Source organism: Hymenobacter arcticus (genome assembly GCF_054779975.1).
This window is the reverse complement of the sequence record NZ_BAAGXF010000007.1, coordinates 115,763-128,168: the sequence shown is the minus strand read 5'-3', so window position 1 is coordinate 128,168 and position 12,406 is coordinate 115,763. Positions and strand designations below refer to the sequence as shown.

General features: G+C 61.4%; 13 protein-coding genes. 2 read left to right on the top strand and 11 right to left on the bottom strand.

The genetic code is table 11. The features are described 5' to 3' along the window. Positions 1–6: 6 nt before the first annotated feature. The gene (locus ACYVGC_RS13640) at positions 7–1,176 is read right to left on the bottom strand and encodes a hypothetical protein (RefSeq protein ID WP_460584387.1); all 1,170 of its coding nucleotides are present in this window, start codon (positions 1,174–1,176) and stop codon (positions 7–9) included. Between the two features lie 120 nt (positions 1,177–1,296). On the opposite strand from ACYVGC_RS13640, the gene ACYVGC_RS13635 reads away from it, so the two are divergent. Beyond that, positions 1,297–1,695 (top strand): hypothetical protein, encoded by a 399-nt coding sequence (locus tag ACYVGC_RS13635; protein ID WP_460584386.1) that lies wholly within the window; start codon positions 1,297–1,299, stop codon positions 1,693–1,695. Continuing rightward, on the top strand, positions 1,652–1,834 hold the full coding sequence (locus ACYVGC_RS13630; protein WP_460584385.1) for a hypothetical protein: 183 nt from the start codon (positions 1,652–1,654) through the stop codon (positions 1,832–1,834). The genes ACYVGC_RS13635 and ACYVGC_RS13630 overlap by 44 nt, the downstream gene beginning before the upstream one ends. A gap of 66 nt (positions 1,835–1,900) precedes the next feature. On the opposite strand, the gene amaB is transcribed toward ACYVGC_RS13630, so the two are convergent. The 10 genes from amaB to ACYVGC_RS13580 form a co-directional block, all read right to left on the bottom strand. After that, positions 1,901–3,502, bottom strand: a complete 1,602-nt coding sequence (amaB, locus tag ACYVGC_RS13625) for an L-piperidine-6-carboxylate dehydrogenase (RefSeq protein WP_460584384.1) — start codon at positions 3,500–3,502, stop codon at positions 1,901–1,903. 53 nt (positions 3,503–3,555) lie between these two features. Continuing rightward, entirely contained in the window at positions 3,556–3,978 is a 423-nt protein-coding gene (locus tag ACYVGC_RS13620; protein ID WP_460584383.1) for a hypothetical protein, read from the bottom strand. Between the two features lie 90 nt (positions 3,979–4,068). Next, on the bottom strand, positions 4,069–4,497 hold the full coding sequence (locus ACYVGC_RS13615; protein ID WP_460584382.1) for a hypothetical protein: 429 nt from the start codon (positions 4,495–4,497) through the stop codon (positions 4,069–4,071). A gap of 202 nt (positions 4,498–4,699) precedes the next feature. After that, positions 4,700–6,220: a trypsin-like peptidase domain-containing protein gene (locus ACYVGC_RS13610; RefSeq protein ID WP_460584381.1), complete on the bottom strand. Its 1,521-nt coding sequence runs from the start codon at positions 6,218–6,220 to the stop codon at positions 4,700–4,702. Positions 6,221–6,438: 218 nt separating this feature from the next. Continuing rightward, on the bottom strand, positions 6,439–6,885 hold the full coding sequence (locus tag ACYVGC_RS13605; protein WP_460584380.1) for an Hsp20/alpha crystallin family protein: 447 nt from the start codon (positions 6,883–6,885) through the stop codon (positions 6,439–6,441). Between the two features lie 217 nt (positions 6,886–7,102). Then, on the bottom strand, positions 7,103–7,951 hold the full coding sequence (locus tag ACYVGC_RS13600; RefSeq protein ID WP_460584379.1) for a hypothetical protein: 849 nt from the start codon (positions 7,949–7,951) through the stop codon (positions 7,103–7,105). A 219-nt stretch (positions 7,952–8,170) separates the two neighbouring features. Continuing rightward, entirely contained in the window at positions 8,171–9,361 is a 1,191-nt protein-coding gene (locus tag ACYVGC_RS13595) for a M20 metallopeptidase family protein (RefSeq protein WP_460584378.1), read from the bottom strand. A gap of 135 nt (positions 9,362–9,496) precedes the next feature. Continuing rightward, positions 9,497–10,078: a hypothetical protein gene (locus tag ACYVGC_RS13590; protein ID WP_460584377.1), complete on the bottom strand. Its 582-nt coding sequence runs from the start codon at positions 10,076–10,078 to the stop codon at positions 9,497–9,499. Then, complete coding sequence (gene deoC, locus ACYVGC_RS13585; protein WP_460584376.1) at positions 10,059–10,733, bottom strand: 2-deoxyribose-5-phosphate aldolase; 675 nt, start codon at positions 10,731–10,733, stop codon at positions 10,059–10,061. The genes ACYVGC_RS13590 and deoC overlap by 20 nt, the downstream gene beginning before the upstream one ends. A 21-nt stretch (positions 10,734–10,754) precedes the next feature. Continuing rightward, positions 10,755–12,293: a hypothetical protein gene (locus ACYVGC_RS13580; RefSeq protein WP_460584375.1), complete on the bottom strand. Its 1,539-nt coding sequence runs from the start codon at positions 12,291–12,293 to the stop codon at positions 10,755–10,757. Between the last annotated feature and the right edge of the window lie 113 nt (positions 12,294–12,406).

The following is a 12,406-nucleotide window of genomic DNA, read 5'->3' as shown; positions in this document are numbered from 1 at the left end:
GCTTGCTCATCGATACGTGTGCGCCGCCAGCGCCCGCAGCGCCACCAGCCACACCGGGCCCGCATATTGCAGGTAGCCCGTGGTGAAATACGCCGGCATGAGCAGCGCGAAAAACACCACCACGGCCGCCAGGTAGCGCTGCTCGGCCAGCGTGGTATAGCGCCCCAATAAGTCGAGGGCAATGAAGACCACCGGCATACCAAACGCCAGGCTGCGCGTGATATCGGTAACGGCAAACGCCGCCCCAAAAATGGGCGCGAAGCTGCCCAGCAGCAGCGCCAGCACCCCGTAGCGCCGCTGGTACAGCAGCAGCGCTATGGCCAACGCCACCGGTAGCCAGTAGCTCGACAGGCCCGTGGTGAAGCCCAGCGCCAGTAGCTCGTGCCAACTGCTGTGGAGCAGGGCCGACGGCCCCACCAGCCCACCCGGCGTGTGCAGGCCGTAGCGGGCGGCCAGCGCCAGCCGCAGCCCCGCGTAGGCCACCCAGGCCGCGTACACGGCCGTGGCCGGCCGCGTAAACAAGAAGCGCCCGAGGCCTGGCACCTGCCAGTCGTGCTGCCGCACGCCGTACCAAAACACCAGCAGCGCCGAGGCCGCCAGCACGCGCTCATCGACGAAGCCGCCGGCCAGCACCAGCCCAAAAACGACGGGCCAGCGCCGCGTGCCCAGCGCCAGCACCAACGCCGCGTAGCCCAGGCCGTCGAAGTAGCCAGTCAGGTCATAAGTAAACTCGTAGCCGAAGTACGTAAAACTGAGGCCCAGCGTGAGCAGAGTGGCGGCCACGCGGTCGTGCAGGCTGGCGGCGAGCAGGGTAGCGGCACGGTAGAACACCGCCAACCCGGCCAGCACCTGCAACCCCAGCAGCTGCGCCAGCGACAGGTGCAGCACCCGCGCCAGCAGCGGCACCGCCAACCGGAAGCTCATCTTGGCCAGGTGCGTGCTGGGGTGGTCGGCGTGCGGCGCGAAGGGCGCGGCGGCCTGCTCGCCAATGCGGCGCAGCTTTTCATCCAGCAGTTCGGTATGCGCAAAGAGCTGGGCGTACGCGTGGTTTATTTTTGGCAACTGGAACGTGGCCGCTACCAGCAGGCACAGCCCGGCCAGCCACCAGCGCCAGTGCCGGTGCGCCACCAGCCGCTCCAGCCGCGCAAAACCCGCCTCAAACATCGCGTGCATCATGCGGCAAAGATGGGCCGGGCGGCGGGCTAGCCTCGCGTGCAACCTCACTGGCCCGGCTCCGCTCCTACCAGCACGGGGCGACTACTTTAGCTTACTACCAACAACTTAGCCACCAGGTTTATGAAGCGCTTTCTACCGTTTGCCGCCATTGGTTCGGTGCTGCTGCTGGCTTTTCAGTGCGAAAAGCAGTACGAAGGTCCCGACATCGACTTTGGCCCCGGCGCGGGCATCACCTACCGCGACGCCCAAGGCCGCCTCACCCACCGCCAGGATGCCAGCGACTGTACCTCCGACAGCATCTGGAACGCGCAAGAGCTCAATTATTTTACTTTTCCAACCTTCGACATCAACGGCCCGCAGCAGCCCGGGGCCATGCGCAGCAACCTGGCCTACCCCACCCGGCCCGGTGGGCCAGCTGCGGTGGCGGCTCAAGATGAGCCCGGCGGCCCCCTGCCCATGCCAGGTCTACGCATCAGTGCGCAGCAAGCGCTACACCGATATCGATACCTACGCGGCTGATAATCTGGCGGCGGGCGACAGCGTGGTATTTGCCCCAAAGGCCTACAATTTCGACCAAAATTACCGGCTCTACTACATCGTATCCAACGCCGCTGGCTTGCTTTATAAAGGCCACGGCGATATCCGCTTCACGCCATAGCCACCAAAAAAAGCGACCCGTCGGCGGGGCCGGCGGGTCGCTTCCATTTACTTGCGTAGCAGCGAATTATATATCAAACTTAATCCCCTGAGCCAGCGGCAGTTCAGTGCCGTAGTTAACGGTATTGGTTTGGCGGCGCATGTACACCTTCCAGGCGTCGGAGCCCGACTCGCGGCCGCCGCCGGTTTCCTTTTCGCCGCCGAACGCGCCGCCGATTTCGGCCCCGCTCGTGCCGATGTTCACGTTGGCAATGCCGCAGTCGGAACCCGGCGCGGCGAGGAAAGCCTCCGCCTCGCGCAGGTTGAGGGTGAAGATGGCTGAGGAAAGGCCCTGACGCACGCCGTTTTGCAGGGCAATGGCTTCCTGCACATCACCTTGGTATTTAATGAGATAGAGGATGGGCGCAAACGTTTCGGCCTGCACCGTGGGGTAGTGGTTTTCGGCCGCTACCAGGGCGGGCAGCACGTAGTGGCCGCCGTGCAGCTCGGCGCTGCTCAGCACCTGGCCACCGGTGAGCAGGGTGGCGCCTTCGGCCTGCACTTTTGCCAGGGCATTGGTAAAAAGCGTCACGGCATCGGCGTCGATGAGGGGGCCCACCAGCGTGCCGGCTTGCAGCGGGTGGCCCACCGGCAGCTTGGCATAAGCGGCCAGCAGGCGCTGGGTAACTTCCTCATAGATAGACGCATGAATAATGAGGCGGCGCGTGGTAGTGCAGCGCTGCCCCGCCGTGCCCACCGCCCCAAACACGATGGCGCGCATGGCCATGTCGAGGTCGGCCTGCGGGGTGAGGATGATGGCGTTGTTGCCGCCTAGTTCCAGCAGGGCGCGGCCCAGGCGCTGACCCACGGCCGCGCCCACGGCGCGGCCCATACGGGTGCTGCCCGTGGCCGACACTAGCGGCACGCGCTCGTCGTGGGCCAGGGCCGCGCCCACGTCGGGCCCGCCCAGCACGAGGCTGAACACACCTTCGGGGATATTATTATCAGCCAGCACTTTACCGATAATGTGCTGCACGGCCACGGCGGCCAGCGGGGTTTTCTCCGAGGGCTTCCAGATACTCACGTCGCCGCACACGGCGGCCAGCATGGCGTTCCAGGCCCACACGGCCACCGGGAAGTTGAAGGCCGAGATGATGCCCACCACGCCCAGCGGGTGGTACTGGTCGTACATGCGGTGCGCGGGCCGCTCCGAGTGCATGGTGAAGCCATGCAGCTGCCGGCTGAGACCCACGGCAAAGTCGCAGATGTCAATCATTTCCTGCACTTCGCCCAGGCCTTCCTGCAATATCTTGCCCATCTCGTAGCTCACCAGCTTGCCCAGCGCCTCCTTGTGGTGGCGCAATTCGTTGCCGATTTGGCGCACAATCTCGCCGCGCTGGGGGGCGGGCATGAGCCGCCACACCGGGAAAGCCGCCTGCGCGGCTTTCACAACTACTTCATAATCAGCCACGCTGGCCACGGCTACGGCCGCAATGCGCTGGCCATCGGCCGGCGACACAATTACTTTCTGCGCGTTGCCCGCGCCGCCCCAGGTGCGGCCGGTGCAGTAGGCGGGGTTCTCGGGCTGAATGCCGAGCAGGCGCAGCACGTCGCGCATGCCGTGGGGGTCGGCGTGGGGGTGCGGCACGGTTACGTCGGGGGTCGTGGCTTCTTCGAGGGCCTGCTTCATGGGAGGAGTGGGGTGGGTACGTAGCCCAAAGGTAGCAGCCCCGGCCACGCCCGCTACGGCTGCTGGCCCAGCCAGGCCAGGGCCATGCTTTCCTGGTTGAAGTAGCAGTAGCGGCTGCCTTGCAGCGAACCCTGCACCATGTTAGACCACAGCGTGGCATCTTCGCGGGCCACCTCCTGGCTCACCATGGCGAAGTAGGCAATGACCACGGGCTGGCCCAGTGCCTGCGGCAGGCGAGGCCCAAACTTGTCGCCAAACCACTGCGCGGCGGCCGCGTCGCGGTAGGGGCGGCGGCGCACATCGAGCAGCCAATGGCGGCAGTTCTCGTGGGCCAGGGCGGCGGCAAGCATGGCCTCGTAGTGGCTCTGTAGTTCCTCCAGCAGCACGGGGCGTAGCCAGCGGCCAACGAGCAGGTGCTGCTCGGCCCGGTACTCGATGCTGAAGCTATCGGGCGAATAAGTAAGGGGTGCAGGCATACGCACAAGGGCAGGAGAAGGGCAGTAAAACTACGTTCAGGAGCCTGGAGTAACCAAACCTGGCGGCTACCACGCAGGAATGGTCTCCGCTTAGCGGCCTTCCAAACCCTGGTAGTAGCGCAGCCATTCGCGCGCGGCGGCCTCATCCGCGAAGAAATAGGGGTAGAACTCGTGCTGGGCCTGCGCCCGCAGGCGCACCTGCATGGCTATTCCCTCAATGTCGGCCTTGTTTTGCTCGGTGGCCACGCAGGCCAGAAACACAGGCTTTCCTAATACCTGCACTACCTGCTGCGAGAGCAGTCTCTCAAACCACTTGTCAAGAACAGGCGGGTGCCAGGCCCGCTCCCGCATGTCGAACAGCCAAAACCGGCATTTATCTGCCCCTAAAGCAGCTTGTAGCAGTGCATCAAACACAAGCGAAAGCTCTTCGCTGGGCGCGTCAGGCCGCCAGCGGCAAACGAGCAGACCAGCTTGCTCCTCGTGGGTAAGCGAGAGAACATCGGGGGGCAAAATAGGCATAGCCGCAGCAAGTAAGATGGTGATTTCCTTGAAGGTACGCCTACCCTACGCGCGGCCGGCGCTTAGCAATTGGTTAGCTCAATCACGCCTTATTTACAACTTATTGATAATAAGGTACTTAGAAGCAACAAAAAACCGCTTTAAAAACAGAAAGCCCTCCCCGATAATTGAGGAGGGCTTTTGCATTTTTCAAAGCGGTTGCTTATTCGCGGCCGATGGGGTAAAACGCCTTGCGGCCGTCGGGGTACACGCCTTCGATGAGGGCCCCCGAATTATCCTTGGCTTCGTCGAGCAGGGCCTGCACATCGGTGGGTTTGCTGATGGTATTCTTGTCGATGCGCGTGATGATGAAGCCATCCGCCATGCCGGTTTCCTTGAAGTTGCTGCTCTTGATACCCGAAATCTGGGCCCCGCCCTGAATACCGAGCAGGTTCTGAAGCTTCGCCGACACCGGGGCCACCTTGGCACCCTCGTAAGTAATGGCGTCAGCCACTGCCAGTTCCCGCACCACAGCCGTGGTGTTGGAGGCGTTGAAGAGCGTAGCCGTGGCCACTTGCTTGTCGCTGCCGCGCAGGTAGCCCACCTTGATTTTATCGCCGGGGCGGAAGCGCGACACCTGCTCCTGCAATTGCGAAGACGTGTTCACGGCCACACCGTTGATGTCGGTGATGATGTCACCGATTTTCAGGCCTGCCGCGGCCGCCGAGCTTTTCTCGCCCAGGCCCTGCACGTACACGCCGTTCAGGGTGTTCAGCTTCTTCTCCGAAGCCAGGCGGGCATCAACTTCCTGAATGCGCACGCCCAGCAGGGCGCGCTGCACCACCTTGTATTTCAGCAGGTCATCTACCACCTTGCTCACAATGGAGCTGGGCACGGCAAAGGCGTAGCCTTCAAACGAGCCGGTGTGCGACGAGATGGCCGAGTTGATGCCAATGAGGTCGCCGCTGGTGTTCACCAGCGCACCGCCCGAGTTACCGGGGTTCACCACGGCATCGGTTTGGATAAACGACTCCACGCCCATGCTGTTCTGCTCGCGGCTCAGGATTCCGATGCTGCGGCCCTTGGCCGAGATGATGCCCGCCGTCACGGTCGAGTTCAGGTTGAAGGGGTTGCCCACGGCCAGCACCCACTGGCCCACCTTCACCTCGTCGGAGTTGCCGTACTTGATAAACGGCAGGTTATCAGCCTTTACCTTCAGCACGGCCAGGTCGGTGCTGGGGTCAGCGCCCACCACCTCGGCGTCAAACTTGCGCTTGTCGTCGAGCACCACCGTTACCTTGGAAGCCTTGTCAATCACGTGGTTATTGGTCACGATGTAGCCGTTGGCCGCAATAATCACGCCCGAGCCCGAGCCTTCGCCTCCGCCCTGCGGCTGGCGCTGGCCGTGCAGCTGGCCCTCTAGCTGGTCACCAAAAAACTGGCGCAGAAAGGGGTCCATCTGCATCTGCGAAGAATGCTGCTGCGGCTCCGCCTTGTATTCGGTCATCACGTGCACCACGGCGGGCGTGGTAGCGGCGGCGGCCGCCACAAAGTTGAGACCTTCGGGCGCAGCATAGGTGCTGCTGCGCAAGGCCGAGGTATAACGAACCTGCGGGTCAGAAGCCACCGTCGTCTGCACGCCGTTGCCCGGCGCAGTCTCCAGTAGCTTATAACCCCCCACGGCCACGCCACCGCCCAGTACGGCGGAAGTCAGCAGGCCGAGCATCATGTTTTTAGCTTGCATTGGGGTTGAATTAAAGAAGGAAAGAAAGTAATGTAAGGAGGGCACCTGCCCACCGGGCCGTGCACTGTAACTACCCGTGAAAATAGAAAAGAGTTTAGCTTTCAGCAAACGCAACGCAAAAAAGAGTTGTGGCATTGCCCAGCAGTTGCATCCTGGATGTGACAGGGCAATATCCAGACCAAAAAAGGCACCCGCCAGGGTGCCTTTTTCACTGGTTGCTAGCGCACTTCAATATGCTGCCTGGTCACCTTCTCGGTGTCAAAAGGCAGCGTCACGCGCAGTAAGCCATCGGCCATTTCGGCCGTGATATTTTTCACGTTCACTGTTTCGGGCAGGCGGAAAGCCCGGCGAAACTTCCCGAAGCGGGTTTCGACGCGACGCAGCTGGGGCACGTTGTCGCCCTCAGTAGCCGGGGCAGGGCGGTTGCCGCTCACTACCAGCTGGTTGTTTTCAAACTCAATACTCACGGCATCCTTCGCCACGCCCGGTAGCGCCAGGTGCAGCGCAAAGCCCTGGGTGGTTTCAAAAATATCGGCGGCGGGCACGAAGGTGGCAGAAGGCTGGGGCGCAGCCGGCTGCGCATCGTGCAGCAGCTCATTCAACAAGGAACTGAAGGCGCGGGCGGGCCGCACAGCGGGCTGGGTATTATACAAAAGCGTAGACATGATAAGAAAAGTTAGGGAAGTATATCAGCCGACCGCCAGTCCCGGCGGAGCTACCTTCTTTCCTTAAAATCTATGCCGAATGTACCAGTCAGTCATTTTGGCTGGCGTCCTTAGTAATTTAGCCTGGCAGTATATGAAATAGAGTCAATTACCTGATAACATGACTGGTATGTAGTTAAAAATACTTCTGCAACAAGCCAAAATGACGTAGTAGCTATCAGTGCTGGGTCGGCAACTGTTGGCGGTCAGCTTTGCCACCGCTGGGCAAGATGGTAAACCGCGCTTCCAGCCCCAGCGTGGGATACACGATATTGAGCTTGCCACCCGAAGTCTGTACCCCGTTTCTGTCATATTGGGGCAGCGTCTCCAAATACCCCGTTTGGTACGCAAACCAGGGCGTGAGGTCGATGGCCGGCGACAGGCGCACGCCCACCTCCGCCCGCAGGCTGGTGTACTGAATGGTACGCTCATCCGGGTCGCTGGCATCCTTTTGAAAGCGCAGGTGGGTGCCGGCCTCGTAGCTTAGGCGGGGGCGCAGGGCCAGGCCCGCGGCCTCACTGGTAAGCGGCAGCAGCTTCTCCAAGTCTACGCGCAGGCGAGTCCAGGTTTGGCTATTTGGCCCCGAGCTGCCGACGTAGCTGGTCGTCGGAAATATGCGCTCGATGCCGAGGCGCTGCCCAAACGTGATGCCCCCAAAGATGGGCGCGCGGTGGCGTAGCAGCAGCTCAGGCGTCAGGGTTTCGCCGGTTATAGTCCCGGTTTGCAGCTGCCCGCTGCCGCCATTGAAGCGCGCCGTAGCCCCCCAGCTCCAGTTAGCGTTCCAGAAGTGCTCGTAGCCCACCCGCACCTGCCCGGCATCGAACCCCAAGTGGCGCGGGGGCTGGTAGCCGGAGGCATCGGCCAGCGTACGCTCGCCGCGCAGGGTTAGCAGCAGGTAATCGCCATTTTTTAGCGCTACCTCGCCCTGCACTTCTGGCCACAACCGCAGATTTTGCACCACGCGGGCATTTTGGGCGCTGGCGGCCGTGGTGGCGAGCAGCAAGGTCGCAGCTAGTATAAATTTCATATTATCAAGTAGTTAACAGTCGTGTACTTCATACAGAATGTCCGTCATTGCGAGCGCAACGCAGTGGAGCGCGGTAATCTTTCCTTCACGGGCGGGTTACTAACCTAACGAAGCGAACGGCAAGGAAAGATTGCCGCGCTTCACTGCGTTGCGCTCGCAATGACAGCTGCTTTTGCGGCAATTCTAAAATACTCAACCCATTACTACAGTACTTCCCCACTACGCCGTAGCGGGCCCGGCCAACTCCTGCAAGGTGAGCCAGGCCATGAGGCCCGCCCCGAGGCTAAGGGCCTGCTCATCAATATCAAAGGTGGGCGTGTGCACCGAGGCGGCAAAGCGGCCATCCACGGCGCGGGTGCCCAGGCGGTAGAAGCAAGCCGGCGCGGCCTGCGAGAAATAGGCGAAGTCTTCGGCCGCCAGCCACTGGTCGAGCTCAATCACGTTTTCGGCCCCCAAATACTGCTCGGCGGCGGCGCGCACGCGGGCCGTTACGGCGGGGTTGTTGTCGAGGCATGGGTAGCCCCGGCGAATTTCCAGCTCGCACACCGCGCCCATGCTGGCCGCGAGGCCTTCGCAGAGCTGCCGCAGATGGCCGTGCGCCTCGTTGCGCCACGCTTCATCGAGGGTGCGGAAGGTGCCTTCGATGTACACTTCATCGGGGATGACATTGGTGGCCCCGTTGGCAATGACTTTGCCGAAGCTGAGCACCGAGGGCAGCTTGGGGTTGGCGCGGCGGCTCACTATTTGCTGGGCGGCCACGATGAGATGGGCGGCCACCAGCACGGGGTCGAGGTTGAGCTCGGGCATGGCACCGTGGCCGCCTTTCCCTCTGATGGTCAGGTACAACTCGTCGGTACTGGCCATGTAGCGGCCGGACCGCACGCCAATTTGCCCCACCGGCAGCCGCGGAAACACGTGCTGCCCCAGAATCTCAGCCGGCTTGGGGTTTTCGAGCACGCCGTCGGCAATCATCAGCGACGCGCCGCCCGGCAGCAGCTCCTCACCGGGCTGAAACAGGAGCTTCACGGTGCCCTTGAAATGGGCGCGCTGCTCGGTGAGCAGCTGGGCCGCACCGAGCAGGCAGGTGGTGTGCACGTCGTGGCCGCAGGCGTGCATTACGCCGGCATTCCGCGACTTATACGGAATATCGCTCAGCTCCTGAATGGGTAGCGCGTCCATATCGGCGCGCAGGGCCACCACCGGGCCGCCCGGCTGCCCCTCAATGAGGGCCACCACGCCGGTGCCGGCCACGGTGTGGGGCTCCAGGCCCAGCTCGCGCAGCTTGCCGGCCACGAAAGCAGCCGTTTGGGTTTCCTTGAAGGAAAGCTCGGGGTTGGCGTGCAGGTGGCGGCGCAAAGCGGAGAGCTCAGGGGCCAGGGCAGCGGCGCGGGTTTTGAGGGTATCAAGCATAGGACGGCGCTAAATCGTTGTCATGCTGAGCTTGCCGAAGCATCTCTACCATGCCGTGAGGATTGGTAACCCCAACGGCGCGGTAGAGATGCTTCGGCAAGCTCAGCATGACGTTCTTATCTATTTTTTAAGGGATTACGGTGTCTTGTTCAGCAGCACCTGCATGGGCTCCAGCTCGGCGCGGGGCACAAACTGGCGCACCCGGGCCAGGCCGCGCGCGGCATCGAGCTTGGTGGCGTAGTCGCCGATGTAGAGGCGGTACACGGGCTGCTTGAAGGTGATGTAGTCCGTTTCGTCGGGGTAGCGGCTGATAAGCTGGCGGCGAATACTCATCACCTGGTCGCGCTCTAGCCCCAGGTAAGCCCGCACCCGGAACCCACTGATATACTTGACGTTCTGGTTGGTGAAAGCCTGGTCGCGCAGGCGCTGCTCTACCAAGGCATTCACCTGGTTGGTGGGCGCGGGCGCGGCAGTTTTGGCGGGTAGCGTAGCGGCGGCAGGCTTAGCAGCAGTAGGCGGCACCGCGGCGCCCGCAGCGGGCAGCGCGAATACGGGCCGGTACTTGGCCACGTCTTCGGTGGGCGCGGCGGCGGTCACGGGGCGGCGCGTGGTATCGGCCGGCGTTTGGGCGCGGGTGGTGGCGGGGGCCGTGGCGGCGCAGGCCGCCAGCAGCGGCAAACTCAGGAGTAGCACGGCGTTACGCAGGCGTAGTAGCATCTTCTTGCAAAATAGCCAGACTGTTAGAAGTACCCAGCCGGTCGGCGCCGGCCGCGAGCAGGGCCAGCGCCTGCGCCCGCGTGCGAATGCCACCGCTGGCCTTGATACGGATGCCGGCCGGCAGCACCCGGCGCAGCAGCTCCACATCGGCCACCGACGCGCCCCGGCTGGCAAAGCCGGTGCTGGTTTTCACGAAGTGCGCGCCGGCTTCGGCGCAGAGTCGGGCGGCGGTTTCCATTTCCTCCTCGGTGAGCAACGCGGTTTCAATAATGACTTTGAGCAGCGCGTCGTGCACGTCGGCCAGGTCGGCCAGGTCTTCCAGCTCGGCCCGCACGGCATCGTATTGGCCTGATTTTAAGGCCGATATATTCAGCACCACATCCAGCTCGGTAGCACCTTCGGCCAGGGCTATTTCGGCTTCCTTGAACTTCACCCGCGGGTTGTTATACCCCAGCGGAAACCCGATAACCGTGCACACGGCCACGCCCGAGCCGCTCAGCTCGCGGGCGGCCAGCGGCACGTAGCCGGGCGGCACGCAGGCGCTGGCAAAGCCGTGGGTGCGCGCCTCCTGGCAAAGCTGAATTATCTGCGCCTCCGTGCAGTCGGGGCGCAGCAGGGTGTGGTCAAGAGTAGCGGCAAGGTTGGGCGTGGGCATGGGGCAAAGGTAAGGCGATAACTAAGGCCGCGGAAAACGAAGCACGGGCTGGGATGGCGCAGTCAAAGAGCTACGTGGTAAAGTTGGGGCAGCTTTTGAAACAGGCTTGATTCGGTACATAATCTTGGAAGTAGGTGACAGCGACTTATCAGTCAAGGCTGCTAAAAATCCGCTTGTATGCAGCGCATCGGTACGGCCAATACGGCCGCCGCAAAATACCCCGCTTACGTATAATCGCTTACCGCTTATAGCCAAGCTAGTAGCAGCATCCTGACTCTGACCACCGGCCTGCTGAACCCACGCAAATATTCCGCGCTCGCCCATATCCGTGAGTTTGGCTACCAGTGCATTATCAAAATAATGCGTAGTGTCTGTATTAACCAACTTAATAGAACCTAGCCGCATGGTATCGCTGTTGGTTCTGCCCGCCACATATAGATTCTTGCCTCGTACCACCAAGGCCTCGGCAAAGTCGCTCCTTGTGCCCCCTGCCTGCGCTGCCCACACCAGTCGGCTGGCAGAGCCAGAGTCTTCTACCTTAGTTACGTAGATGCCCTCACCCGCCAGTTGGGTAGAATCTGAAGTCACCGGCTTATCCTTGCCAGTGCGGAAGTAGTTGCCTGCTACATATATGCAGGCACCTTGCACCGCTAGTGCATCCACGTGGTTGTTTTGAGCACTGCCTATTCGCTGAGCCCATACCCAAGACGCGTGGTCTTTTTCATCGCGCAGCTTCGCAACGTAAGCATTGCGCTGCCCGGCTCGAACCACCAGCTTATTCCCGAAGCTACTAGCCGTTTTCGGGAGGTTACCCGCCACATAAATAAACTTACCCTGCACGGCAAGCGCTCCTGCATACTTATATGGAGTTGGGCCTCCCTCTTGCACCCACTGCAAGTGAGGCATGTCCTTCTCGTCGGTCAGTTTAGCCACAAACAAGTCCCTACCTGCCGAAGCATGTAGCATCTTACTACCAAAAACGGTAGTAGAATCCCGGAAATTACCCGCCACGAATATGCTACTTCCATGCACGGCCAGTGCGCTAATCTCAGCTTGGTCATCAGCTAGTTTACCTGGCTGACTAACCCAACTAAAATGCGCGCTGGTGCCTTCATCCACCAGCTTTGCTATAAAGTTGCTTCCTTTTATAACACTTCCTCCAGTAACCAGTACCGTCTTGCTCAATTGTAGCGTATCGCCCCACAAACTGCCCAGCAAATACACGTTGCCTCCCTGCACCGCCATGTGCGATATTAGTACTTGGCTTTGCGCGCTGGCCTGCTGAGCCCATAAGAAGCGGGCCAAGACCGGGCTCCACTTTGCCACAAACAACGCACCACCCGGAGCGCTCGTAGTTAAAGTCAGGCTGCCCAACTGCATAGTATCGTCAAAGGAACCAGCCATATACACATTACCAGCAGCATCAGACGCTAAGCATTTTATGCCGCATTCACCTTTGCCAACCACCAGCGTTTGCCAAGCCGGTGCCTGCGCCCAGGCCAAGTTGCTACCCGCCACCCATAGTAATCCTGCAAGCAATACTTGAAAGAGGTTGTTCATGCAGCTCATAAATTCAGCTATTCTGCGGTTAAGATAAACTTATTGGTCTTTCCCTTCAATTGGTAGGCCAAGCCGCAATACCATTGCCGCACCGCTTGAGCTACTGGTTTTAT